General features: G+C 60.4%; 27 protein-coding genes. 1 reads left to right on the top strand and 26 read right to left on the bottom strand.

The genetic code is table 11. The features are described from left to right. Nucleotides 1–6 precede the first annotated feature (6 nt). The 24 genes from rpmD to rpsL all read right to left on the bottom strand — a co-directional run bounded on the left by rpmD (nt 7) and on the right by rpsL (nt 13669). On the bottom strand, nt 7–216 hold the full coding sequence (gene rpmD / locus AMK05_RS08750) for a 50S ribosomal protein L30 (protein WP_003547566.1): 210 nt from the start codon (nt 214–216) through the stop codon (nt 7–9). Nucleotides 217–230: 14 nt separating this feature from the next. Continuing rightward, on the bottom strand, nt 231–800 hold the full coding sequence (gene rpsE / locus AMK05_RS08745) for a 30S ribosomal protein S5 (protein ID WP_003573784.1): 570 nt from the start codon (nt 798–800) through the stop codon (nt 231–233). Nucleotides 801–931: 131 nt separating this feature from the next. Beyond that, nucleotides 932–1294, bottom strand: coding sequence for a 50S ribosomal protein L18 (gene rplR / locus AMK05_RS08740; RefSeq protein ID WP_003573785.1), 363 nt, complete (start codon nt 1292–1294; stop codon nt 932–934). A gap of 12 nt (nt 1295–1306) precedes the next feature. Continuing rightward, nucleotides 1307–1840: a 50S ribosomal protein L6 gene (rplF, locus tag AMK05_RS08735; protein WP_003578670.1), complete on the bottom strand. Its 534-nt coding sequence runs from the start codon at nt 1838–1840 to the stop codon at nt 1307–1309. Nucleotides 1841–1882: 42 nt separating this feature from the next. Continuing rightward, nucleotides 1883–2281 (bottom strand): 30S ribosomal protein S8, encoded by a 399-nt coding sequence (gene rpsH, locus AMK05_RS08730; RefSeq protein WP_003547562.1) that lies wholly within the window; start codon nt 2279–2281, stop codon nt 1883–1885. Between the two features lie 12 nt (nt 2282–2293). Further along, nucleotides 2294–2599, bottom strand: coding sequence for a 30S ribosomal protein S14 (gene rpsN, locus AMK05_RS08725; protein ID WP_003573787.1), 306 nt, complete (start codon nt 2597–2599; stop codon nt 2294–2296). Nucleotides 2600–2631: 32 nt separating this feature from the next. Beyond that, nucleotides 2632–3189 (bottom strand): 50S ribosomal protein L5, encoded by a 558-nt coding sequence (gene rplE / locus AMK05_RS08720; RefSeq protein WP_003573788.1) that lies wholly within the window; start codon nt 3187–3189, stop codon nt 2632–2634. Further along, nucleotides 3182–3490, bottom strand: coding sequence for a 50S ribosomal protein L24 (rplX, locus tag AMK05_RS08715; RefSeq protein WP_003547559.1), 309 nt, complete (start codon nt 3488–3490; stop codon nt 3182–3184). Before rplX ends, rplE begins: the two co-directional genes overlap by 8 nt. A 12-nt stretch (nt 3491–3502) precedes the next feature. After that, a complete protein-coding gene (gene rplN / locus AMK05_RS08710) occupies nt 3503–3871 on the bottom strand; it encodes a 50S ribosomal protein L14 (protein WP_003573790.1) in 369 nt (122 codons plus the stop codon). Between the two features lie 257 nt (nt 3872–4128). Further along, the gene (rpsQ, locus tag AMK05_RS08705) at nt 4129–4368 is read right to left on the bottom strand and encodes a 30S ribosomal protein S17 (RefSeq protein WP_003573791.1); all 240 of its coding nucleotides are present in this window, start codon (nt 4366–4368) and stop codon (nt 4129–4131) included. Nucleotides 4369–4380: 12 nt separating this feature from the next. Continuing rightward, entirely contained in the window at nt 4381–4581 is a 201-nt protein-coding gene (rpmC, locus tag AMK05_RS08700) for a 50S ribosomal protein L29 (RefSeq protein WP_003547556.1), read from the bottom strand. A gap of 12 nt (nt 4582–4593) precedes the next feature. Continuing rightward, nucleotides 4594–5007, bottom strand: coding sequence for a 50S ribosomal protein L16 (rplP, locus tag AMK05_RS08695; protein WP_003573792.1), 414 nt, complete (start codon nt 5005–5007; stop codon nt 4594–4596). Between the two features lie 36 nt (nt 5008–5043). Continuing rightward, complete coding sequence (rpsC, locus tag AMK05_RS08690; RefSeq protein ID WP_003587196.1) at nt 5044–5775, bottom strand: 30S ribosomal protein S3; 732 nt, start codon at nt 5773–5775, stop codon at nt 5044–5046. Further along, on the bottom strand, nt 5775–6164 hold the full coding sequence (gene rplV, locus AMK05_RS08685; protein WP_064838112.1) for a 50S ribosomal protein L22: 390 nt from the start codon (nt 6162–6164) through the stop codon (nt 5775–5777). Before rplV ends, rpsC begins: the two co-directional genes overlap by 1 nt. A 2-nt stretch (nt 6165–6166) precedes the next feature. After that, nucleotides 6167–6445 (bottom strand): 30S ribosomal protein S19, encoded by a 279-nt coding sequence (gene rpsS / locus AMK05_RS08680; protein ID WP_003573797.1) that lies wholly within the window; start codon nt 6443–6445, stop codon nt 6167–6169. A 15-nt stretch (nt 6446–6460) separates the two neighbouring features. Then, nucleotides 6461–7297 carry a 50S ribosomal protein L2 gene (gene rplB / locus AMK05_RS08675; protein WP_003547551.1) on the bottom strand — a complete coding sequence of 279 codons (837 nt, stop codon included), beginning with the start codon at nt 7295–7297 and terminating at the stop codon, nt 6461–6463. 11 nt (nt 7298–7308) lie between these two features. Beyond that, a complete protein-coding gene (locus AMK05_RS08670; protein WP_003547550.1) occupies nt 7309–7602 on the bottom strand; it encodes a 50S ribosomal protein L23 in 294 nt (97 codons plus the stop codon). After that, on the bottom strand, nt 7599–8219 hold the full coding sequence (gene rplD / locus AMK05_RS08665) for a 50S ribosomal protein L4 (protein ID WP_003578669.1): 621 nt from the start codon (nt 8217–8219) through the stop codon (nt 7599–7601). Before rplD ends, AMK05_RS08670 begins: the two co-directional genes overlap by 4 nt. A 13-nt stretch (nt 8220–8232) precedes the next feature. Further along, a complete protein-coding gene (gene rplC / locus AMK05_RS08660; RefSeq protein WP_003587198.1) occupies nt 8233–8874 on the bottom strand; it encodes a 50S ribosomal protein L3 in 642 nt (213 codons plus the stop codon). A gap of 39 nt (nt 8875–8913) precedes the next feature. After that, on the bottom strand, nt 8914–9222 hold the full coding sequence (gene rpsJ, locus AMK05_RS08655) for a 30S ribosomal protein S10 (protein WP_003547547.1): 309 nt from the start codon (nt 9220–9222) through the stop codon (nt 8914–8916). Between the two features lie 154 nt (nt 9223–9376). Then, on the bottom strand, nt 9377–10552 hold the full coding sequence (gene tuf, locus AMK05_RS08650; protein ID WP_010069472.1) for an elongation factor Tu: 1176 nt from the start codon (nt 10550–10552) through the stop codon (nt 9377–9379). A 68-nt stretch (nt 10553–10620) separates the two neighbouring features. Further along, entirely contained in the window at nt 10621–12720 is a 2100-nt protein-coding gene (fusA, locus tag AMK05_RS08645; RefSeq protein ID WP_064838111.1) for an elongation factor G, read from the bottom strand. A gap of 29 nt (nt 12721–12749) precedes the next feature. Further along, nucleotides 12750–13220 carry a 30S ribosomal protein S7 gene (gene rpsG, locus AMK05_RS08640; protein WP_003578662.1) on the bottom strand — a complete coding sequence of 157 codons (471 nt, stop codon included), beginning with the start codon at nt 13218–13220 and terminating at the stop codon, nt 12750–12752. A gap of 77 nt (nt 13221–13297) precedes the next feature. Next, complete coding sequence (gene rpsL / locus AMK05_RS08635; protein WP_003547537.1) at nt 13298–13669, bottom strand: 30S ribosomal protein S12; 372 nt, start codon at nt 13667–13669, stop codon at nt 13298–13300. Nucleotides 13670–14167: 498 nt separating this feature from the next. Between rpsL and AMK05_RS08630 the strand changes: the two genes are divergently transcribed. Next, nucleotides 14168–14461, top strand: a complete 294-nt coding sequence (locus AMK05_RS08630; protein ID WP_049734097.1) for a hypothetical protein — start codon at nt 14168–14170, stop codon at nt 14459–14461. Nucleotides 14462–14640: 179 nt separating this feature from the next. Here AMK05_RS08630 and rpoC read toward each other — a convergent pair whose 3' ends face one another. Together rpoC and rpoB are read right to left on the bottom strand one after the other, a co-directional pair. Beyond that, nucleotides 14641–18849 (bottom strand): DNA-directed RNA polymerase subunit beta', encoded by a 4209-nt coding sequence (gene rpoC / locus AMK05_RS08625; protein ID WP_064838110.1) that lies wholly within the window; start codon nt 18847–18849, stop codon nt 14641–14643. Between the two features lie 190 nt (nt 18850–19039). Continuing rightward, nucleotides 19040–23179 (bottom strand): DNA-directed RNA polymerase subunit beta, encoded by a 4140-nt coding sequence (gene rpoB / locus AMK05_RS08620; protein WP_064838109.1) that lies wholly within the window; start codon nt 23177–23179, stop codon nt 19040–19042. Nucleotides 23180–23287: the final 108 nt, after the last annotated feature.

Raw genomic sequence — 23287 nt, 5'->3', positions numbered from 1 at the left:
TCCGTCTCACTTCTCGTCGACGACGCGAACGAGATGCTGGACAGCACGGATCATGCCGCGAACCGAAGGAGTATCCTCCAGCGTGCGGCGACGGTGCATCTTGTTCAGTCCGAGACCGATCAGCGTGCGCTGCTGAACATCCGGACGGCGAATCGGGCTGCCGATCTGTTCGATCGTGACAGTCTTCGCTTCAGCCTTCTTGGTAGCCTTGGCCATCTGTCAAACTCCTCTTATTCTTCAGAGGCGTTGCCGGAGGCGCTACGACGAGCCTGCAGCGTTGCATACTTGATGCCGCGCTGAGCTGCGATGTCCTTCGGGTGAACCTGGTGCTTCAGAGCGTCGAAGGTGGCGCGAACCATGTTGTAGGGGTTCGACGAACCAGTCGACTTGGCGACGACGTCGTGCATGCCGAGCGTTTCGAATACGGCGCGCATCGGACCGCCGGCGATGATGCCGGTACCGACCTTGGCCGAGCGCAGCAGAACCTTGCCGGCGCCGTGGCGGCCATGAACGTCGTGATGCAGCGTACGGCCGTCACGCAGCGGTACGAAGATCAGCTCGCGCTTGGCGGCTTCGGTTGCCTTGCGGATGGCTTCCGGCACTTCGCGTGCCTTGCCATGGCCGAAGCCGACGCGGCCCTTCTGGTCGCCGACGACGACGAGTGCTGCGAAACCGAAACGACGGCCGCCCTTGACGACCTTGGCGACGCGGTTGATCGCGACCAACTTGTCGACGAATTCGCTATCGCGCTCTTCACGGCTCTGGCGGTCTTCCCGCTGCGGCCTTCTTTCCTGTGCCATTGTCCTCTTCCTTTTTCTTTTCCGGGTGCAATCGGCAAATACATGTGGACCGCGTCAGCCTCCCCTTTCGGAGAGTGCCTGCGGTCCGGCGAAAATCCGGCCGGCGCCAAAAGCGTCCGGCCGGAAATTGATCAGAAGGTGAGACCGCCTTCGCGGGCTGCATCGGCAAGAGCCTTGATGCGGCCGTGATAGATGAAGGCGCCACGGTCGAATACGACCTCGGTGACGCCAGCCTTCGAAGCGCGCTCTGCAACGAGCTTGCCGACGAGGGCAGCTGCTGCGGTGTCAGCACCGGTCTTCAGAGAACCGCGCAGATCCTTATCGAGGGTCGATGCAGCGGCAAGCGTCTTGCCGGCGACATCGTCGATAACCTGAGCGTAGATGTTCTTCGAGGAGCGATGAACCGACAGGCGCGGACGGCCGTTGGCCACCGACTTGAGATGACGGCGCACGCGGTTGGCACGACGTGCAAGTGCTTCTTTCCTGCTAGCCATTTCGCGTGATCCTTACTTCTTCTTGCCTTCTTTGCGGACGATCCGCTCGTCAGCGTACTTGACGCCCTTGCCCTTGTAAGGCTCAGGACCGCGATATTCGCGGATTTCGGCGGCGACCTGACCGACCTGCTGCTTATTGATGCCGGAGACAACAATTTCAGTCGGCTTCGGAACGGCGATCGTGATGCCGACCGGCGGCTCATAGATCACGTCGTGGCTGAAGCCGAGGGCCAGCTGCAGGTTCTTGCCCTGCAGGGAGGCGCGGTAGCCGACGCCGTTGATTTCGAGCTTGCGCTCGAAGCCGTCCTTGACGCCCTTGAAGATGCCTTCGATCATCGTGCGGGACATGCCCCACTTCGAACGTGCATCCTTGGTCTGATTCACGGGCGTCACGACGACCGCGTTGTTTTCGAGCTTGAGGCTGATTTCGTCGTTAGCAACGAAAAACAGTTCGCCCTTCGGGCCCTTTGCAGTGACCTTCTGGCCATCGACCGTAGCCGTGATCCCAGCAGGCACCTGAACGGGCTTTTTACCGATACGAGACATGTTTCAATCCTGTCTGTTCGCTATGGAGATCTCTGCCCGATCTTAGAAGACCGAGCAAAGAACCTCGCCGCCAACGTTCTGTTCGCGAGCCTGGTGATCGGCCATCACGCCCTTCGGAGTCGAAAGGATGGTGATGCCGAGGCCGTTCGCGACCTGCGGAATGGACTTGACCGAGACATAAACCCGGCGGCCCGGCTTGGACACGCGGCCGATCTCACGGATCACCGATGCGCCTTCATAATATTTCAGCTCGATGCTGAGTTCCGACTTGCCATTGCCGAAATCGACAACGGAATAGCCACGGATGTAGCCTTCGGACTGCAGGACATCGAGAACACGTGCACGGAGCTTGGACGCAGGCGTCGAGACCGACGACTTGCGGCGGGAAGCGCCGTTACGGATACGGGTGAGCATATCGCCCAACGGATCAGTCATTGTCATGTAACCTGCTCCTTACCAGCTCGACTTGACGATGCCCGGCACCTTGCCGAGATTGCCCAGTTCACGCAGCGCAATACGCGACATGCGCAGTTTGCGGTAATATGCGCGCGGACGCCCCGAAACTTCGCAACGGTTGCGAATACGGGTCTTCGATCCATCACGCGGCAGGGATGCCAGCTTGATCGAGGCCTTGAACCGCTCTTCGATCGGAAGAGCCTGGTTCATGATGATCGCCTTCAACGCAGCCCGCTTAGCGGCCTGGTTGGCGACCGTAGTACGGCGGCGCTTGTTCTTTTCAACTGCGCTTGTCTTCGCCATGTCAGGTTCCTTTTCTACGCTCGTCGTTACGGTTATTGACGGAACGGGAAGCTGAACTCTTTCAGAAGAGCCCGTGCTTCGTCGTCGGTCGTCGCCGTCGTGCAAACGATGATGTCCATGCCCCACATCTGATCAACCTTGTCGTAGTTGATCTCAGGGAACACAATGTGCTCCTTGATGCCCATGGCGAAGTTGCCACGGCCGTCAAAGCTTTTCGGGTTCAGGCCGCGAAAGTCGCGAACGCGCGGGAGCGCGATGTTGACCAGGCGATCCAGGAACTCGTACATGCGGGCGCCGCGCAGGGTGACCTTCGCGCCGATCGGCATCTGTTCGCGGACCTTGAAGCCTGCGATGGAGTTGCGTGCGCGGGTGATGACCGGCTTCTGGCCGGCGATCGCTGCGAGGTCGGCGGCAGCTACCGTCGGCTTCTTCGAGTCAGCGGTCGCTTCGCCGACACCCATGTTGATCACGATCTTGTCGAGCTTCGGGATCATCATCTCGTTGGCGTAGGAGAACTGCTCCTGCATCGCCTTGCGGATGCGCTCGACATATTCCTTCTTGAGCCGCGGCTCGTATTTTGCCTCAGCCATCGATCACTTCTCCAGAACGCTTGGCCACACGGACCTTCTTGCCGTCAACAACCTTGAAACCGACGCGGGTCGGCTTGCCGTCCTTGTCGATGATTGCAACGTTGGAGAGGTGAACCGGGGCTTCCTTGTTGATGATGCCGGCTTCCTGGGTCTGCGTCTGGCGCTGGTGGCGCTTGACGACGTTGACGCCACGAACAACGGCACGATCTTCCTTCGGCATGACCTGGACAACTTCGCCGGTACGGCCCTTGTCCTTGCCAGCGAGCATGACGACCTTGTCGCCCTTACGAATCTTCTGCATCGCTTCCGCTCCTTACAGTACTTCGGGAGCCAGCGAGATGATCTTCATGTGGTTCTTGGCGCGAAGTTCGCGCGGAACCGGTCCGAAGATACGGGTGCCGATCGGCTCTTTCTTGTTGTCGATGAGGACTGCTGCGTTGGTGTCGAAGCGGATGACAGAGCCATCCGGACGACGGATGTCCTTGGCGGTGCGAACGACAACCGCCTTCATCACGTCACCCTTCTTCACACGGCCGCGCGGGATCGCTTCCTTGATCGAAACGACGATGACGTCGCCGATCGAGGCATACTTGCGCTTCGAGCCGCCCAGCACCTTGATGCACATGACACGACGTGCGCCGGAATTATCCGCGACGTCGAGGTTTGTTTGCATCTGAATCATATCAGGTCGCCTTCTTGGTTTACCGGAATGGTTGGGCTAGCCCCCTACTCCGGCTTATGAAAATTTCGCCGGCCGAACTGCCGTAACGGCAGCACAGACGCGGCAATAGCTGAATAGCGCGGGATCGATCGTGCCAGGGTGGTTTCCCGAAGGACCTTCCGTGCGCTCAAAGCAAAAGAACGCCCGGCATTCGAGCGTTCTGACGCTGCTTCATACAGATATTTCGGCGAGACGCAAGGCCTCGCACGAAATTCTGTTTACTGACCCTGGGCGGAAATTACCGTCCAGCGCTTGTCCTTGGAGATCGGCGCGCATTCCTCGATGGATACGGTATCGCCAATCTTGTACTGGTTGTTCTCGTCGTGGGCCTTGTACTTCTTGGAACGACGAACGGTCTTCTGGAGTAGCGGGTGAGCGAAACGACGCTCGACGCGAACCACTACCGTCTTCTCGTTCTTGTCGCCAACGACGACGCCCTGCAGGATGCGCTTCGGCATATTTTTCTTCCTTTAGGCCTTAACTTCTGCCGCCTTCTGGCGGGCAATGGTTTTCACGCGGGCGATGTCCTTGCGGACTTCGTTGATGCGCGAGGACTTTTCGAGCTGGCCGGTCGCCTTCTGGAAGCGCAGGTTGAACTGCTCCTTCTTCAGCTTGGCAAGCTCGTCCTTGAGTTGGTCGGCGGTGAACCCGCGAACATCTGAGGCTTTCATGAGCTCAATCCCTTACTCTGCAATGCGCTGAACGAAGCGCGTCTTGACCGAGAGCTTGGCAGAGCCGAGACGAAGCGCCTCACGGGCGATTTCTTCGCTGACACCGTCGATCTCGAACATCATACGGCCGGGCTTGACCTTGCATGCCCAGTATTCAACGGAGCCCTTACCCTTACCCATGCGGACTTCGGTCGGCTTTGCGGTTACCGGAACGTCCGGGAACACGCGGATCCATACACGGCCGGCGCGCTTCATATAACGCGTGATCGCGCGGCGGGCCGCTTCGATCTCGCGCGCATTGACGCGGTTGGGTTCCTGTGCCTTCAGGCCGAATTCGCCGAATGCCAGGTCAGAACCGCCCTTGGCGACGCCCTTGATGCGGCCCTTGAACTGCTTGCGGTACTTGGTACGCTTTGGCTGCAACATTTTCTTATTCTCCGAACTTCTCTGCCACGCGCGCTATCAAGCGTTGTCGCGGCGACGGTCTCTGTCGCGGTCACGATCACGGCTTGCCGGACCCTGGGCGTCACCTTCCATCGCACGGCGCTCGGAAGCCATCGGATCATGCTCAAGGATTTCGCCCTTGAAGATCCAGACCTTGATGCCGCAGATGCCGAACGCGGTTTCTGCTTCAGCCGTGCCGTAGTCGATGTCGGCGCGTAGCGTGTGCAGCGGCACACGGCCTTCGCGGTACCATTCCGTACGGGCGATTTCAGCACCGCCGAGACGGCCGGCGCAGGTGATCTTGATGCCTTCGGCGCCAAGACGCATTGCGGATTGAACGGCGCGCTTCATGGCGCGACGGAAAGCCACACGGCGCTCGAGCTGCTGGGCGATCGACTGAGCGACCAGCGTCGCATCGACTTCGGGCTTGCGCACTTCGACGATGTTGAGGTGCGTTTCCGAGTTGGTCATATCCGACAGCTTCTTGCGGAGCTTGTCGATGTCGGCGCCCTTGCGGCCGATGATCAGGCCCGGACGTGCCGAGTGGATCGTGACGCGGCACTTCTTGTGCGGACGCTCGATGACCACCTTGGAGATCCCGGCCTGCTTCAGTTCGCTCATGACGAACTTACGCATCTTCAGGTCTTCGTGCAGCAGCTGGCCGTACTCGGCATTGTCCGCAAACCAGCGGCTATCCCAGGTACGGTTGATGCCAAGACGGAAACCGATTGGATTGATTTTCTGACCCATTATGCGGCCTCCTCTACTGCCTGCACTTCACGAACGACGATCGTCAGGTGCGCGAAAGGCTTTTCGATGCGCGACGCGCGACCGCGGCCACGAGCGTGGAAACGCTTCATGACGATCGACTTGCCGACATAGGCCTCGGCGACGACGAGTGCGTCGACGTCGAGATCGTGATTGTTCTCGGCGTTGGCGATCGCAGATTCGAGCGTCTTCTTAACGGCGCCTGCGATACGCTTGCGGGAGAACTCCAGCTCAGCGAGTGCGCGCTCGACCTTCTTGCCGCGGATGGCCGCAGCAACCAGGTTGAGCTTCTGGGGGCTGACGCGGAGCGTGCGGGCGACTGCCTGCGCTTCGTTGTCCTTGAGCCGGCGTTCTGTTTTTGCCTTGCCCATCGTTACTTCCTCTTCGCCTTCTTGTCCGCGCCGTGACCGTAATAGGTGCGGGTCGGAGAGAATTCACCGAACTTGTGGCCGACCATGTCTTCATTGACGCTGACCGGGATATGCTTGCTGCCGTTGTAGACGCCGAAGGTGAGACCGACGAACTGCGGCAGGATCGTGGAGCGACGGCTCCAGATCTTGATTACTTCTGCGCGTCCGCCTTCACGAACCTTCTCAGCCTTCTTGAGAAGATAGCCGTCAACGAACGGACCTTTCCATACTGAACGAGCCATTGGAGACTTCCTCTCTTACTTCTTACGCTGATGACGCGAGCGCATGATCATCTTGTCGGTCGACTTGTTCGACCGGGTGCGCTTGCCCTTGGTCGGCTTGCCCCACGGTGTCACCGGATGGCGACCACCGGAGGTCCGGCCTTCACCACCGCCGTGCGGATGGTCGACCGGGTTCATGACGACACCGCGGTTGTGCGGACGCTTGCCGCGCCAAACGGTACGACCGGCCTTGCCGTCGTTGATGTTGGCGTGGTCAGGGTTGGAGACGGCGCCGATCGAAGCAAGGCAGGAGCCATGCACGAGACGCTGTTCACCGGAGTTCAGGCGAAGGATCGCCATGCCCTGGTCGCGGCCGACGAGCTGCGCGTAGCCACCGGCGGAGCGAGCGATCTGACCGCCCTTGCCCGGCTTCATTTCCACGTTGTGGATGATGGAGCCGACCGGGATGAACTGCAGCGGCATGGTGTTGCCGGGCTTGACGTCGACAGCCTTCTCCGAAGCGATGACCTTGTCACCGGCAGCGAGACGCTGAGGAGCGAGGATATAAGCCTTCTCGCCGTCAGCATAGTTCACCAGCGCGATGAACGCCGTGCGGTTCGGGTCGTATTCGATACGCTCGACCGTGCCTTCGACGTCGAACTTGCGACGCTTGAAGTCGATCAGGCGATAGGTACGCTTGTGACCGCCGCCGATGAAGCGGGCGGTGATGCGACCGAGGTTGTTACGACCGCCGCTCTTGGTCAGGCCTTCCGTCAGCGCCTTAACCGGCTTGCCCTTGTAGAGGGCCGAACGGTCGACGATGACCAGCTGGCGCTGGCTCGGGGTGATCGGATTGAATGTTTTCAATGCCATTTTCTTATACCTCAGAGACCGGTGGAGACGTCGATCGTCTGGCCTTCAGCCAGGGTCACAACAGCCTTCTTCACGTCCTTCTGCTTGCCGACGAAACCGCGGAACCGCTTGGTCTTGCCCTTGCGCAGCAGAGTGTTGACGGCCGTAACCTTGACGCCGAACAGCGCCTCGACAGCAGCCTTGATTTCCGGCTTCGTCGCCTGCTTGGCGACATTGAAAACAACCTGGTTGTTTTCGGATACCAGCGTGGACTTTTCGGTGATCGCCGGAGAGACGATCACATCGTAGTGGCGAAGATCGGTCACTTGAATCGCTCCTCTAGCGCTTCAACCGCAGCCTTGGAAAGCACGAGCTTGCCGCGGCGCACGATGTCATAAACGTTGATGCCCTGGATCGGCAGAACATCGATGTTCGGGATGTTCTGAGCTGCAAGCTTGAAGTTGCCGTCAAGTTCTGCGCCACCGATGAAAAGGGCGTTGGTCAGGCCGAGCGTCTCGAATACGGACGCGAGAGCCTTGGTCTTGGCTTCGGCAGCAACCAGGTTGTCGATGACGATGACGTCATCGGCCTTGATCTTGGCCGAAAGAGCGTGACGCAGGCCGAGCGCCCGAACCTTCTTCGGAAGGTCATGCTCGTGGCTGCGGACGACCGGGCCGTGGGCCTTGCCGCCGCCGCGGAACTGCGGAGCGCGAGCCGAATGGTGGCGGGCGCGGCCCGTACCCTTCTGCTTGTACATCTTGGCGCCGGTGCGCGAAACTTCAGCGCGGCCCTTTGCCTTGTGGGTGCCCTGCTGCTTCTTGGCAAGCTGCCAGCGGATGACGCGGGCGAGAATGTCTTCGCGGGGCTCGAGGCCGAAAATCGCGTCCGAAAGGGAAACCTTCCCGGCGTCTTTTCCCTCGAGGGTCTTGACGTTGAATTCCATTGATCTGGCTCCCTTACTTCGCGGCCGACTTGACGGCGTCGCGCACGATGATCCAGGCACCCTTGGAACCGGGAACAGCACCCTTGATCAGGATCAGACCACGATCTTCGTCGGTCGAAACCACTTCAAGGTTCTGCGTCGTGACGCGCGTCTGGCCCATGTGACCAGCCATCTTCTTGTTCTTGAAAACCTTGCCCGGGTCCTGGCGCGAGCCGGTCGAACCGTGCGAACGGTGCGACACCGACACACCGTGCGTGGCGCGAAGACCGCCGAAACCGTGACGCTTCATGGCGCCGGCAAAACCCTTACCGATCGTCGTGCCCGTCACGTCGACGAGCTGACCGGCTGCGAAGTGACCTGCCTTGATCTCCGTGCCGATCTCCAGCAGCTGGTCTTCCGACACGCGGAATTCAGCAACCTTGGCCTTCGGCTCGACGTTGGCAACGGCAAAGTTGCCGCGCATCGCCTTCGACGTGTTCTTCACCTTCGCCTGGCCGGCACCGAGCTGAACTGCGGTATAGCCATTCTTTTCGACAGTGCGCGTGGCGACGACCTGGCAGCCGTCCATACGCAGTACCGTTACCGGGACATGCTCACCGGCGTCGTTATAGACGCGGGTCATTCCCACCTTCTGTGCAATCACACCTGAACGCATCGGTTCAATCCTTCTCACTCAGCCCGAAGACCCGAAGTCTCAGAGCTTGATCTCAACATCGACACCGGCGGCGAGATCGAGCTTCATCAGCGCGTCTACCGTCTGCGGGGTCGGGTCAACGATATCGAGAAGGCGCTTATGCGTGCGCATCTCGAACTGTTCACGGCTCTTCTTGTCGATGTGCGGGGACCGGTTGACCGTAAACTTCTCGATGCGGGTCGGAAGCGGAACGGGGCCCCGGACGCTTGCACCGGTGCGCTTAGCCGTCGATACGATCTCGCGCGTGGAGGCATCGAGAATCCGGTGATCGAACGCCTTCAGGCGGATGCGGATATTCTGGCCGTTCATTCGACTTTATCCTTGTGTCTGTTATCCGCGTGTCACCATTCAGGGACACGACTTACCTTCAGTTACGTTAGCGGGCCACCGGTTTCAAAGATCGAGAGGGACACCGAGATCGGCGTCCCTATCCTTTCCTTGGGCCTGGTGGCCCAGCCGCTAATTACTCGACGATCGAAGCGACGATACCGGCGCCGACGGTGCGGCCGCCTTCGCGGATCGCGAAGCGCAGCTTTTCTTCCATCGCGATCGGAACGATCAGCTCGACGGCAACCGTGACGTTGTCGCCCGGCATAACCATTTCCGTGCCCTCAGGCAGCGTCACGATGCCGGTCACATCCGTCGTGCGGAAGTAGAACTGCGGACGGTAGTTGGTGAAGAACGGCGTATGACGGCCACCCTCTTCCTTCGTCAGGATGTAGGCTTCCGCCATGAACTTCTTGTGCGGCTTGACAGAGCCCGGCTTGCACAGGATCTGGCCACGCTCGACGCCGTCACGGTTCACACCGCGAACCAGTGCGCCGATGTTGTCGCCGGCCTGGCCCTGATCGAGCAGCTTGCGGAACATTTCAACGCCGGTCACCGTCGTCTTCGAGGTTGCGCGGATGCCGACGATCTCGACTTCTTCGCCAACCTTGACGATGCCACGCTCGACGCGGCCGGTCACGACCGTGCCGCGGCCCGAGATCGAGAACACGTCTTCGATCGGCATCAGGAACGGCTGGTCGATCGGACGCTCAGGCGTCGGGATGTAAGAGTCGACCGCAGCCATCAGCTCGCGGATCGCGTCTTCGCCGATCTTCTTGTCGCTATCTTCGAGAGCGGCCAGCGCCGAACCCTTGACGACCGGGATATCGTCGCCCGGGAAGTCGTAGGACGACAGCAGTTCGCGAACTTCGAGCTCGACCAGTTCGAGAAGCTCGGCGTCGTCAACCTGGTCGACCTTGTTCAGGAACACCACGATCGCCGGAACGCCGACCTGGCGGGCCAGCAGAATGTGTTCGCGCGTCTGCGGCATCGGGCCGTCAGCGGCCGAGCACACCAGGATCGCGCCGTCCATCTGGGCAGCACCGGTGATCATGTTCTTGACGTAGTCGGCGTGGCCGGGGCAGTCGACGTGCGCGTAGTGGCGGGCCGGCGTCTCATATTCGACGTGCGCCGTCGAAATGGTGATGCCACGGGCCTTTTCTTCCGGAGCAGCGTCGATCTGGTCGTACGCCTTGAACTCACCGAAGTACTTCGTGATCGCTGCCGTCAGAGACGTCTTGCCGTGGTCAACGTGGCCGATCGTGCCGATGTTGACGTGCGGCTTGTTGCGCTCAAACTTACTCTTTGCCATTTTCGGCTCTCCGTTTTGCTAGTCCCCGAGGGGATCTAATTCTTGTTATCGGTCAATTGGTATTCCGGTCACTTCTGACCGGAATACTTTGCCTGGATTTCTGTTGCGACGTTCGACGGGACCGGCGAATAGTGATCGAAGGTCATCGTGTACTGGGCGCGGCCCTGAGACATGGAGCGCAGGTTGTCGACGTACTTGAACATGTTCGCGAGCGGGACGTTCGCGTTGATGACGACGGCGATACCACGGCTTTCCTGGCCCTGGATCTGACCGCGACGGGAGTTCAGGTCGCCGATGACGTCGCCGACATAATCTTCCGGGGTAACGACTTCGACCTTCATCATCGGCTCGAGCAGCTGCGCGCCGGCCTTCTTGGCCGCTTCACGGAAGCAGGCACGCGATGCGATTTCGAAGGCGAGAACCGAGGAGTCGACGTCGTGGAAGGCGCCGTCGATGAGGGTCGCCTTGACGCCGAGCATCGGGAAGCCAGCGAGCGGACCCGAAGACAGAACGCTTTCGATGCCCTTCTGAACGCCGGGGATGTATTCCTTCGGAACGGAACCACCGACGATCTTCGATTCGAACTTGAAGTCATCGCCTTCCGGGTTCGGTTCGAAGACGATCTTGACGCGCGCGAACTGGCCGGTACCACCGGACTGCTTCTTGTGCGTGTAGTCTTCTTCGTGCTGGCGCGTGATGGTTTCGCGGTAGGCAACCTGCGGCGCGCCGACGGTTGCTTCAACCTTGAATTCGCGACGCATGCGGTCGACGATGATGTCGAGATGCAGTTCGCCCATGCCGGCGATGATGGTCTGGCCGGATTCCTGGTCGGTCTTGACGCGGAAGGACGGATCTTCAGCAGCCAGGCGGTTGAGCGCGAGGCCCATCTTTTCCTGGTCGCCCTTGGTCTTCGGCTCGATGGCGATCTGGATGACCGGCTCGGGGAATTCCATGCGCTCGAGGATAACCGGCTTCAGCGGATCGCAAAGCGTATCGCCCGTCGTGGTTTCTTTGAGGCCGGCGAGAGCGACGATGTCGCCTGCGAAGGCTTCTTCGATGTCTTCACGCGAGTTGGAGTGCATCTGCAGCATGCGGCCGACGCGCTCGCGCTTGTCCTTGACCGTGTTCATGACCGATGCGCCCTTTTCGAGCTTGCCGGAATAGATGCGGGCAAAGGTCAGCGAACCGACGAAGGGGTCGTTCATGATCTTGAAGGCGAGCATGGAAAGCGGCTCGCTGTCATCGGCATGACGCTCGATTTCGGCTTCCGTCTTGAAGTCGATGCCCTTGATCGCCGGGATATCCATCGGCGACGGCAGGTAGTCGACGACGGCGTCGAGCAGCGGCTGCACGCCCTTGTTCTTGAAGGCGGTGCCGCAGAACATCGGGTGGAACTTGACGTCGATCGTGCCGCGGCGAACGAGCGCACGGATCTGATCGTTGTCGGGCAGAATGCCTTCGAGATAGGCTTCCATCGCGGCCTCGTCGATGTCGACGACCGTCTCGATCAGCTTTTCGCGATATTCTTCAGCCTTGGCCTTCATGTCCTCGGGGATCTCGACGACATCCCACTGGGCGCCGAGCGACTCGTCGCGCCAGATGAGAGCGTTCATCTCGATCAGGTCGATGACGCCCTTGAATTCGGTTTCGGCACCGATCGGCAGCTGCATCACGACAGCCGTTGCGCCGAGACGGGTCTTGATCATCTCGACCGAGCGGTAGAAGTCGGCGCCGGTCTTGTCCATCTTGTTGCAGAAGATCATCCGCGGGACATTGTACTTCTCGGCCTGGCGCCAGACGGTTTCCGTCTGCGGCTCGACGCCGGCATTGGCGTCGAGCAGCGCGATGGCGCCGTCGAGAACGCGCAGCGAACGCTCGACTTCGATGGTGAAGTCGACGTGGCCGGGGGTGTCGATGATGTTGAAGCGGCGCGTCTTGCCGTCACGGCCCTTCCAGAAGGTCGTGGTGGCAGCGGAGGTGATCGTGATGCCACGCTCCTGCTCCTGCTCCATCCAGTCCATGGTGGCTGCGCCGTCGTGGACTTCGCCGATCTTGTGCGACTTGCCGGTGTAATAAAGGATACGCTCGGTCGTCGTGGTCTTGCCGGCGTCGATATGCGCCATGATACCGAAATTACGGTAGTCTTCGATCTTATATTCGCGAGCCATTGTGGACTGCCTTTCGATACCGTTCGGAATTACCAGCGATAGTGCGAGAATGCACGGTTGGCGTCAGCCATCTTGTGCGTGTCTTCGCGCTTCTTGACGGCGGAGCCGCGATTGTTGGACGCATCGAGCAGTTCGCCGGAAAGGCGGTCAACCATAGTCGTTTCATTGCGCTTGCGGGCAGCAGCGATCAGCCAGCGAATGGCGAGAGCCTGGCGGCGCTCCGGACGAACATCGACCGGCACCTGATAGGTCGCACCACCGACGCGGCGCGAGCGGACTTCAACGTGCGGAGCAATGTTGTCGAGCGCAGAATGAAATACCGTGAGCGGCTCCTGCTTGGACTTGCCCTGGACGACGTCGAACGCGCCATAGACAATGTTTTCAGCAACGGACTTCTTGCCGTCGAGCATGATGGCATTCATGAACTTGGTGACGACGAGGTCGCCGAACTTCGGGTCCGGATTGATCTCGCGCTTTTCTGCTTTATGACGTCTGGACATAGTTTTCGTCTCTTCAACCGTTAAGGCGCTTCATCACGCGGAGGACCTCGCGCAGCGCCGAATTATTCAAAACCGAATTACTTCGGACGCTTCGCGCCGTACTTGGAGCGGCGCTGCTTGCGGTTCTTGACACCCTGGGTATCGAGAACGCCGCGGATGATGTGATAACGGACACCCGGAAGGTCCTTGACGCGGCCGCCACGGATCATGACGACAGAGTGTTCCTGAAGGTTGTGACCTTCGCCGGGGATGTAACCAATGACTTCGAAGCCGTTGGTCAGGCGGATCTTTGCGACCTTACGCAGAGCCGAGTTCGGCTTCTTCGGCGTCGTCGTATAGACGCGCGTGCAAACGCCGCGCTTCTGCGGGTTCTCCTGGAGTGCGGGAACCTTGTTACGCTTTACGTTCGCCTGGCGAGGCTTGCGGATCAGCTGGTTTACGGTAGGCATTCAACCATCCCTTACGTTTTATCTCAGTACCCTTGCGGGCTTGAACTCGCGCCGTCTCCGGCAGTGACGCACGCTTTCCGTCAATGCGCAAAATATGGCCCGATCCGCTTCCGCAGATGGACCACAAGGAGCAGAGGACGCATAAAATATGCGTCGTGCGTGCAGCATCATGACTTCAACGTGCGTTTAGAACCTTGTTTGAGGTGAACTTCAGGGCGCGTCGCCCCGAACAGCCAAGCCTCACATGGGATCTGATGGCCGGGGTACTACTGGTTTCCACCCCTCTCGTCAAGGCCGGTTAAGAAATAAACTCGCCGTATCGCCTTGATCTGCGGGCCTAACGGCCTGATTTCATCCTTCTAGACGAAATGGCGGCCTTGGACCAAGATAAAAACTTGGGCATCGCGGCAAAAGCAGTTAAGGAATCAGCAATTGCGGCGTGCGGCCCTCACAGCAGGATTCGAGCGACCGAATCGTCAAAGAGCCGAAGGACAGGCGATGATTACGACACCTGATAACGACAATAATTTCGACGGCCCGATGATCTTCATCATCATCGGCAAAGGCTACGAGTCCGACGACAGCGACGGCATCGACCTGCACATCATGCTGAAGGCGCCTGACGACGACACCGCCGTGCGGGAAGCCTTGAACGCCCTTGCCGAGGAAGGCTTCATCGAGGCCGATCTCGACCAGATCGGCATGCTGACCGAGGTGCCCGCCGAAGAGCCGCATGCCTCTGCCTACCAAGGCGCCGTCGATGGCGAGGTCGCGATCATCCGCTTCAACTGACGGGAGCCGCCGCGAAAGCTGCAGGTCGCCAGAGGCAGCATAAGCTGTGGCAGCACAAGCGGAGGAAAGGCCCTCCCTCCCCCAGACTGATCAACCCAGACCAAAAACAAAAACCGCCCGGATCGCTCCGGGCGGTTTTTCAATTCGTGTGCCACCAGGTGGTGGGCAAGGGCCGCGGATTATTCCGCAGCCGGAGCCTTTTCGGCCATGTCCTGCAGCATCGGCGTGGCAACGGCAGCACCCGTGCCCTTGCGGCGCTCTTCGAGGATCAGCTCGTCGCGCGACGTGGCGATGCGGCGGATCTGGGTCATGGTGCCGCCGGTGCCGGCCGGGATGAGCCGGCCGACGATGACGTTTTCCTTCAGACCCTGCAGGCCGTCGGTCTTGCCGGCGATCGCAGCTTCCGTCAGCACCTTGGTCGTTTCCTGGAAGGATGCGGCCGAGATGAAGGACGGGGTCTGCAGCGACGCCTTGGTGATGCCGAGAAGAACCGGATCGCCGTAGGCGGGCTTCTTGCCCTGCTCGATCAGGTGATCGTTGACGTCTTCGAGCTCGATCCGGTCGACATTGTCGCCGACGATATAGGTCGAGTCGCCTGCATCGGTGATTTCCACCTTCTGCAGCATCTGACGGACGATTACCTCGATGTGCTTGTCGTTGATGACAACGCCCTGCAAGCGGTAGACTTCCTGGATCTCGTTGACGAGGTAGGAGGCCAGAGCCTCCACGCCCTTGATCGCCAGGATGTCGTGCGGAGCCGGGTTACCGTCGAGGATGTAGTCACCCTTTTCGATATAGTCGCCTTCCTGAAGGTGGAAGGGCTTGCCCTTCGGGATCAGGTATTCGACAGGCTCGACACCGTCTTCCGCCGGCTCGATGATGACGCGGCGCTTGTTCTTGTAGTCGCGGCCGAGACGGATCGTACCATCGATCTCTGCGATGATGGCGTGGTCCTTCGGACGGCGGGCTTCGAAGAGCTCGGCAACACGCGGCAGACCGCCGGTGATGTCCTTGGTCTTGGCGCTTTCCAGCGGCGAACGCGCGAGAACGTCACCCTGGGAGACCTTGGTGCCCGGCTCGACCGACAGGATGGCGTCGACCGAGAGCATGAAGCGGGCGTCGCCGCCGCGCGACAGCTTGGCGACATTGCCGCTGGCATCCTTGATGACGATCGCCGGCTTGAGGTCCGAACCGCGCGGGGTCGAACGCCAGTCGATGACCTGACGCTTGGTGATGCCGGTGGATTCGTCGGTCGCTTCCAGGACCGAAAGACCGTCGACCAGGTCTTCGAACTGAACGGTACCAGCCACTTCGGTCATCATCGGACGGGTGTAAGGATCCCACTCCGCCAGACGCTGGCCGCGCTTGACCTTGTCGCCTTCGTCGACATGCAGCTTCGAACCGTAGGCCACACGCTGCGACGACCGCTCGACGCCACGCTCGTCCAGGATCTGGACGGTCATGTTGCGGCCCATGGCAACGAGGTTGCCATCGGAGTTGCGCAGGATGTTGCGGTTCTTGATCTGCACCGTACCTTCGTACGAGGCTTCCAGGAACGACTGGTCGACCACGGTTGCCGTACCGCCAAGGTGGAAGGTACGCATGGTGAGCTGGGTCCCCGGCTCACCGATCGACTGAGCGGCGATGACGCCGACGGCTTCGCCCATGTTGACAGGCGTACCACGGGCAAGGTCGCGGCCGTAGCAGACCGAGCAGACGCCCGTCTGGATTTCGCAGGTCAACGCCGAGCGGATGCGGATCGACTGGATACCGGCCTTCTCGATCTCGATGACGTCGGGCTCGAGGATCATCTTGCCGGCATCGACGATGCGCTCACCCGAGACCGGATGATCGATATCGTCGAGCGCCGTGCGGCCGAGGATGCGGGCGCCGAGCGAGGCGACGACCTGACCGGCATCGACGATGGCGGTCATGGTGAGGCCGGTTTCGGTGCCGCAATCAACGTGCGTGACGATGCAATCCTGCGCGACGTCGACGAGACGGCGGGTCAGGTAACCGGAGTTGGCGGTCTTCAAGGCAGTGTCTGCCAGACCCTTACGGGCGCCGTGCGTCGAGTTGAAGTACTCGTTGACGGTCAGGCCTTCCTTGAAGTTCGAGATGATCGGCGTCTCGATGATTTCACCCGACGGCTTGGCCATCAGGCCGCGCATGCCGCCCAGCTGGCGCATCTGGTTCGGAGAACCGCGGGCGCCGGAATGGCTCATCATGTAAATCGAGTTCATCGGCTTCTGACGGCCGGTGTTCTCATCAAATTCGACCGCCTTGATGCGGGCCATCATTTCTTCGGCGACCTTTTCGGTGGCCTTGCCCCAGGCGTCGACAACCTTGTTGTACTTTTCGCCCTGGGTGATCAGGCCGTCATTGTACTGCTGCTCGTATTCCTTCACCAGGCTTTCGGTGTCGGCAACGATCTTGGCCTTGGCATCCGGAATGACCATGTCGTCCTTGCCGAACGAAATGCCGGCGCGGCAGGCATGGGAGAAGCCGAGCTGCATGATGCGGTCGCAGAAGATGACCGTGTCCTTCTGGCCGCAATGGCGGTAGACCGTGTCGATCATCTTGGAGATGTTCTTCTTGGTCATTTCCTGGTTGCAGATGTCGAAGGGCACCTTGCCGTTCTTTGGCAGCAGTTCGCCGATGAGCAGACGGCCAGGCGTCGTCTCATAGATCTTCGAGTAGGGCTTGCCATCCTCGTCGACCGACTTGAAGCGGCCGCGGATCTTGGTGTGCAGCGTCACGACCTTGGTTTCGAGGGCGTGATGCAGTTCGCCGAGATCGGAGAAGGCCATGCCTTCGCCCGGCTCGTTCTGGTTCAGGATCGACAGGTAATAGAGGCCAAGAACCATGTCCTGCGAGGGAACGATGATCGGCGCGCCGTTGGCCGGATGCAGGATGTTGTTGGTCGACATCATCAGCACGCGGGCTTCGAGCTGGGCTTCCAGCGACAGCGGCACGTGAACGGCCATCTGGTCGCCGTCGAAGTCGGCGTTGAAGGCCGTGCAGACGAGCGGGTGCAGCTGGATCGCCTTGCCTTCGACCAGGGTGGGTTCGAAGGCCTGGATGCCCAGGCGGTGCAGCGTCGGCGCGCGGTTCAGGAGAACCGGATGCTCGCGGATGACCTCGTCGAGGATATCCCAGACTTCAGGCTTTTCCTTTTCGACCAGCTTCTTGGCCTGCTTGACGGTCGAGGAGTAACCCTTGGCGTCGAGGCGGGCGTAGATGAACGGCTTGAAGAGCTCGAGCGCCATCTTCTTCGGCAGGCCGCACTGGTGCAGCTTCAGTTCCGGACCGGTGACGATGACCGAACGGCCGGAATAGTCGACGCGCTTGCCGAGCAAGTTCTGGCGGAAGCGGCCCTGCTTGCCCTTCAGCATGTCGGAGAGCGACTTCAGCGGACGCTTGTTGGCGCCGGTGATGACGCGGCCACGGCGGCCGTTGTCGAACAACGCATCAACCGATTCCTGCAGCATGCGCTTTTCGTTGCGGATGATGATGCCGGGCGCACGAAGCTCGATGAGGCGCTTCAGACGGTTGTTACGGTTGATGACGCGGCGGTAGAGATCGTTCAGATCCGAGGTCGCGAACCGACCACCATCCAGAGGAACCAGCGGACGCAGATCCGGCGGGATGACCGGAACGACCTTCATGATCATCCATTCCGGACGATTGCCCGACTCCATGAAGTTCTCGACGATCTTCAGGCGCTTCATCAGCTTCTTCTGCTTGAGATCCGACGTGGTGTCGGCAAGCTCGGCGCGCAGGTCGCCGGCGATCTTTTCGAGGTTCATCGAGGCCAGCATCTCGTAGATCGCCTCAGCGCCGATCATCGCGGTGAACTGGTCTTCGCCGTATTCGTCGACGGCAAGCATGTACTCTTCTTCCGAGAGGAGCTGGTGCTCCTTCAGGGCCGTCAGGCCCGGCTCGGTGACGATGTAGTTTTCGAAGTAGAGGACGCGCTCGACATCCTTCAGCGTCATGTCGAGCAGCGTCGAAATGCGCGACGGCAGCGACTTGAGGAACCAGATATGGGCAACGGGAGCAGCGAGCTCGATATGGCCCATGCGCTCACGGCGAACGCGCGACAGCGTCACTTCGACGCCGCACTTTTCGCAGATGATGCCCTTGTACTTCATGCGCTTGTACTTGCCGCACAGGCATTCGTAATCCTTGATCGGTCCGAAGATGCGCGCGCAGAACAGACCGTCGCGTTCCGGCTTGAACGTGCGGTAGTTGATGGTTTCCGGCTTCTTGATCTCACCGTAAGACCAGGAGAGGATCTTCTCCGGAGATGCGATTGAAATCCGAATAGAATCGAAATTCTGTGCAGGCACCTGCGGATTGAAAAGATTCATGACCTCTTGGTTCATGCCTGTCTCCTTCATGGGCTAAAGCGCCCTCAAAATGCGATGGTCGGCGGCAATTTCCCGGGAGCCGCCTCCCTCGCTTAAACGAGAATAACCGCAAGATGCGGCGAAACTTCCCTTCCGGGGCGACACGGATACGGCGCCCGGTGGGACCGGCGCGCGCCGCCATGGCAGCGCACGCCCTATCAAGTGCTTACTCGGCAGCATCGGGCAGCTGTGCTGCCTGCGCCTCATCAAGCTTGGTGTTTTCGAGTTCGACGCTGAGGCCCAGCGAGCGCATTTCCTTGACGAGAACGTTGAAGCTTTCCGGAATACCGGCTTCGAACGTGTCGTCTCCGCGGACAATGGCTTCGTAGACCTTGGTGCGGCCGGCGACGTCGTCCGACTTCACCGTCAGCATTTCCTGCAGCGTATAGGCCGCACCATATGCCTCGAGCGCCCAGACTTCCATTTCGCCGAAACGCTGTCCGCCGAACTGCGCCTTTCCGCCCAGCGGCTGCTGGGTCACGAGCGAGTAAGGACCGATCGAACGGGCATGGATCTTGTCGTCGACCAAGTGGTTGAGCTTCAGCATGTAGATGTAGCCCACGGTCACCTGGCGGTCGAACTGCTCGCCGGTACGGCCGTCATAGAGCGTCGACTGACCACTGTCCTTGAGACCGGCCAGACGCAGCATGTCGTTGACGTCGGCTTCGTTGGCACCGTCGAAAACAGGCGTCGCAATCGAAACGCCGCGCTTCCATTGGTCGGCGAGACGCAGAACGGATTCGTCGTCGAACTCCTGCACCTGTTCGGCCTTCGGACCGTCACCGACGACATCGCCGATGGTCTTGCGCAGCGGCTCGATATTGCCATTGGCCTTGTAGGCTTCGATCAGTTCGCCGATCTGGCGCCCCATGCCGGCACAAGCCCAACCCAGATGGGTTTCGAGGATCTGGCCGACATTCATGCGCGAGGGAACGCCGAGCGGGTTGAGAACGACGTCGACATGCGTGCCGTCTTCGAGGAACGGCATGTCTTCGACAGGCACAATGCGCGAGACGACGCCCTTGTTCCCGTGACGGCCAGCCATCTTGTCGCCTGGCTGGATCTTGCGCTTCACGGCGACGAAGACCTTGACCATCTTCATGACGCCCGGGGGCATTTCATCGCCGCGCTGGACCTTCTCGACCTTATCCATGAAGCGCTGTTCAAGGCGCGACTTGGATTCGTCGTACTGGCCGCGGAGCGCTTCGAGTTCGCTCTGAACCTTCTCGTCCTCGACGGCGAACATCCACCACTGCGAGCGGGGATATTCGGAGACGACGGCGTTCGAAAGCTCGGTGCCCTTCTTGAAGCCCTTCGGGCCGGCGATGGAAGCCTGGCCGCGCAGCATTTCGATCAGACGGCCGTAGACGTTACGGTCGAGGATCGCCTGCTCGTCGTCGCGGTCCTTTGCCAGACGCTCGATCTCTTCGCGCTCGATCGCCATCGCGCGCTCGTCCTTCTCAACGCCGTGGCGGTTGAAGACGCGAACTTCGACGATCGTGCCGTAGGTGCCGGGCGGCATGCGCATGGAGGTATCGCGCACGTCGGAGGCCTTTTCACCGAAGATGGCGCGCAGAAGCTTTTCCTCTGGCGTCATCGGGCTTTCGCCCTTCGGGGTGATCTTGCCGACCAGGATATCGCCCGGCTGAACTTCGGCGCCGATATAGACGATGCCGGCTTCGTCGAGGTTCTTCAGCGCTTCTTCCGAAACGTTCGGAATGTCGCGGGTGATTTCCTCAGGACCAAGCTTGGTGTCACGCGCCATCACTTCGAATTCCTCGATGTGAATGGAGGTGAACACGTCGTCGGCAACGATACGCTCGGAGAGCAGGATCGAGTCTTCGTAGTTGTAGCCGTTCCAGGGCATGAACGCGACGAGCGCGTTGCGGCCGAGCGCCAGGTCGCCGAGATCGGTCGACGGGCCGTCGGCGAGAATGTCGCCGCGGTTGACCTCGTCACCGACGGTGACCAGCGGGCGCTGGTTGACGCAGGTGTTCTGGTTCGAACGCTGGAACTTCTGCAGGCGGTAAATGTCGACGCCGGACTTTCCGGCTTCGAGGTCTTCGGTGGCGCGGATAACGATACGCGTCGCGTCGACCTGGTCGACCACGCCGCCGCGGCGGGCGCCGATGGCAGCGCCGGAGTCACGGGCAACGACCGGCTCCATGCCGGTACCGACGAACGGGGCTTCGGCACGCAGCAGCGGCACGGCCTGACGCTGCATGTTCGAGCCCATGAGGGCGCGGTTGGCGTCGTCGTTTTCCAGGAACGGGATGAGCGCGGCTGCGACCGAAACGACCTGCTTCGGCGAAACGTCCATCAGGTTCATGCTGTCGCGGGGCGCCAACATGACTTCGCCGGCATGACGGCAGACGACGAACTCGTCGACGAAGGAACCGTCGGCGTTCATTTCGGCGTTGGCCTGGGCGACGTAGTACTTCGCCTCTTCCATGGCGGAGAGGTAGAGCACGTCGCTCGTCACCTTGCCGTCGACGATGCGGCGGTACGGGCTTTCGATGAAGCCGTACTTGTTGACGCGGGCAAAGGTCGCAAGCGAGTTGATCAGACCGATGTTCGGGCCCTCAGGCGTTTCGATCGGGCAAATGCGGCCGTAGTGGGTCGGATGCACGTCGCGGACTTCGAAGCCGGCGCGCTCACGGGTCAGACCGCCCGGGCCAAGGGCCGACAGACGGCGCTTGTGGGTGATTTCCGAGAGCGGGTTGACCTGGTCCATGAACTGCGAGAGCTGCGAGGAACCGAAGAATTCGCGCACAGCGGCGGCTGCCGGCTTGGCGTTGATCAGATCCTGCGGCATGACCGTGTCGATCTCGATCGAGGACATGCGTTCCTTGATCGCGCGCTCCATGCGCAGCAGGCCGAGACGATACTGGTTTTCCATCAGCTCGCCGACCGAACGGACGCGGCGGTTGCCGAGGTTGTCGATGTCGTCAATCTCGCCCTTGCCGTCGCGCAGTTCGACCAGCATCCTGACCACGGCCAGGATGTCGTCCTTGCGCAGGATGCGGACGGTGTCTTCGACAGTCAGGTCGAGACGCATGTTCATCTTGACGCGGCCGACGGCGGAGAGGTCGTAACGCTCCGCATCGAAGAACAGCGAGTTGAACATGGCTTCGGCCGATTCCATGGTCGGCGGCTCACCCGGACGCATGACGCGGTAGATGTCGAACAGAGCGTCCTGACGGTTCTCGTTCTTGTCGGCGGTCAGCGTGTTGCGGATATAGGCACCAACATTGATGTGGTCGATGCCGAGAACCGGGATCTCGTCGAAACCGTTCGCCAGGATGATGCCGAGCGTCTTCTCGTCGATTTCGTCGCCGGCTTCGAGGTAGATCTCACCGGTGGAGTAGTTGACGATGTCGCCGGCGAGGTAGTTGCCGTAAAGATCGTCGTCGCCGGCCTTCAGCGCCTTCAGTCCCTTGTCGGACAGCTGGCGCAGCAGGCGCGGGGTCAGCTTCTTGCCGGCTTCCACGACGACTTCGCCGGTATCGGCGTCGACCATCTCGGTGATCGCCTTGGCGCCCTTCAGCGTTTCCGGCTTGAAGGGAATGCGCCAGCCTTCGCCGTCGCGCTTGTAGAGCGACTTCGTGTAGAAGGTGTCGAGGATTTCCTCGCCGTCCATGCCGAGCGCCATCAGCAGCGACGTGACAGGGATCTTACGGCGACGGTCGATACGGGCGTAGACGATATCCTTGGCGTCGAATTCAATATCGAGCCAGGAGCCGCGATAGGGGATGACGCGGGCGGCAAAGAGCAACTTACCGGAAGAATGGCTCTTGCCCTTGTCGTGGTCGAAGAAGACGCCCGGCGAACGGTGCATCTGGGAAACGATGACGCGCTCGGTGCCGTTGACGATGAACGTGCCGTTGTTGGTCATGAGCGGCATATCGCCCATGTAGACGGACTGTTCCTTGATGTCCTTGATCGACTTGGCGCCGGTATCCTCGTCGATATCGAACACGATCAGGCGCAGCGTCACCTTCAGCGGCGCAGCATAGGTCAGGTCGCGCTGACGGCATTCGTCAACGTCGAACTTCGGCGGCTCGAACTCGTAGGACACGAATTCCAGCATGGAGGCGCCGGAGAAATCTGTGATCGGGAAAACCGACTTGAAAACGGCCTGAAGGCCCTCGTCGGGCCGGCCGCCTTTCGGCTCTTCAACCATCAAAAATTGGTCGTAGGACGCCTTCTGAACCTCGATGAGGTTCGGCATTTCTGCGACTTCGGGGATCTTACCAAAAAACTTGCGTACGCGCCTACGACCATTGAACGAAAGGGTCTGAGCCATCGTCGCTCCTTCAAAATCTTGCACCCGGGCCTGCAACGGACGGGAACCGATGGCCAGTCGATCCCGTCTATCAATGGGTAGTTCAATCTCGTCCGACACCCGAAAACG

The organism is Rhizobium sp. N324, assembly GCF_001664485.1.
In the GTDB taxonomy this organism is placed as follows: Bacteria; Pseudomonadota; Alphaproteobacteria; order Rhizobiales; family Rhizobiaceae; genus Rhizobium.
The sequence above is the reverse complement of the archived record's forward strand: the minus strand, read 5'-3'. Positions and strand labels throughout refer to the sequence as shown.

What these genes read in the sequence shown, in the direction of transcription:
- rplE (WP_003573788.1), bottom strand. Translation starts at nt 3,189, where the DNA reads ATGGCTGAGGCAAAATACGAGCCGCGGCTCAAGAAGGAATATGTCGAG.
- rpoB (WP_064838109.1), bottom strand. Translation starts at nt 23,179, where the DNA reads ATGGCTCAGACCCTTTCGTTCAATGGTCGTAGGCGCGTACGCAAGTTT.
- rpsS (WP_003573797.1), bottom strand. Translation starts at nt 6,445, where the DNA reads ATGGCTCGTTCAGTATGGAAAGGTCCGTTCGTTGACGGCTATCTTCTC.
- rplP (WP_003573792.1), bottom strand. Translation starts at nt 5,007, where the DNA reads ATGTTGCAGCCAAAGCGTACCAAGTACCGCAAGCAGTTCAAGGGCCGC.
- rpmC (WP_003547556.1), bottom strand. Translation starts at nt 4,581, where the DNA reads ATGAAAGCCTCAGATGTTCGCGGGTTCACCGCCGACCAACTCAAGGAC.
- rpsN (WP_003573787.1), bottom strand. Translation starts at nt 2,599, where the DNA reads ATGGCGAAGACAAGCGCAGTTGAAAAGAACAAGCGCCGCCGTACTACG.
- fusA (WP_064838111.1), bottom strand. Translation starts at nt 12,720, where the DNA reads ATGGCTCGCGAATATAAGATCGAAGACTACCGTAATTTCGGTATCATG.
- rplB (WP_003547551.1), bottom strand. Translation starts at nt 7,297, where the DNA reads ATGGCATTGAAAACATTCAATCCGATCACCCCGAGCCAGCGCCAGCTG.
- rpsH (WP_003547562.1), bottom strand. Translation starts at nt 2,281, where the DNA reads ATGACAATGACTGATCCGTTGGGCGATATGCTCACCCGTATCCGTAAC.
- rplX (WP_003547559.1), bottom strand. Translation starts at nt 3,490, where the DNA reads ATGCAGAAGATTCGTAAGGGCGACAAGGTCGTCATGCTCGCTGGCAAG.
- rpsJ (WP_003547547.1), bottom strand. Translation starts at nt 9,222, where the DNA reads ATGAACGGCCAGAATATCCGCATCCGCCTGAAGGCGTTCGATCACCGG.
- rpoC (WP_064838110.1), bottom strand. Translation starts at nt 18,849, where the DNA reads ATGAACCAAGAGGTCATGAATCTTTTCAATCCGCAGGTGCCTGCACAG.
- rpsL (WP_003547537.1), bottom strand. Translation starts at nt 13,669, where the DNA reads ATGCCTACCGTAAACCAGCTGATCCGCAAGCCTCGCCAGGCGAACGTA.
- rpsQ (WP_003573791.1), bottom strand. Translation starts at nt 4,368, where the DNA reads ATGCCGAAGCGCATCCTGCAGGGCGTCGTCGTTGGCGACAAGAACGAG.
- rpmD (WP_003547566.1), bottom strand. Translation starts at nt 216, where the DNA reads ATGGCCAAGGCTACCAAGAAGGCTGAAGCGAAGACTGTCACGATCGAA.
- tuf (WP_010069472.1), bottom strand. Translation starts at nt 10,552, where the DNA reads ATGGCAAAGAGTAAGTTTGAGCGCAACAAGCCGCACGTCAACATCGGC.
- rpsG (WP_003578662.1), bottom strand. Translation starts at nt 13,220, where the DNA reads ATGTCCAGACGTCATAAAGCAGAAAAGCGCGAGATCAATCCGGACCCG.
- rpsE (WP_003573784.1), bottom strand. Translation starts at nt 800, where the DNA reads ATGGCACAGGAAAGAAGGCCGCAGCGGGAAGACCGCCAGAGCCGTGAA.
- AMK05_RS08630 (WP_049734097.1), top strand. Translation starts at nt 14,168, where the DNA reads ATGATTACGACACCTGATAACGACAATAATTTCGACGGCCCGATGATC.
- rplN (WP_003573790.1), bottom strand. Translation starts at nt 3,871, where the DNA reads ATGATTCAGATGCAAACAAACCTCGACGTCGCGGATAATTCCGGCGCA.
- rpsC (WP_003587196.1), bottom strand. Translation starts at nt 5,775, where the DNA reads ATGGGTCAGAAAATCAATCCAATCGGTTTCCGTCTTGGCATCAACCGT.
- rplC (WP_003587198.1), bottom strand. Translation starts at nt 8,874, where the DNA reads ATGCGTTCAGGTGTGATTGCACAGAAGGTGGGAATGACCCGCGTCTAT.
- rplR (WP_003573785.1), bottom strand. Translation starts at nt 1,294, where the DNA reads ATGGCTAGCAGGAAAGAAGCACTTGCACGTCGTGCCAACCGCGTGCGC.
- rplF (WP_003578670.1), bottom strand. Translation starts at nt 1,840, where the DNA reads ATGTCTCGTATCGGTAAAAAGCCCGTTCAGGTGCCTGCTGGGATCACG.
- rplV (WP_064838112.1), bottom strand. Translation starts at nt 6,164, where the DNA reads ATGGGCAAGGCAAAAACAGAACGCCGGCTCAAGGACAACGAAGCGCAG.
- rplD (WP_003578669.1), bottom strand. Translation starts at nt 8,219, where the DNA reads ATGGAATTCAACGTCAAGACCCTCGAGGGAAAAGACGCCGGGAAGGTT.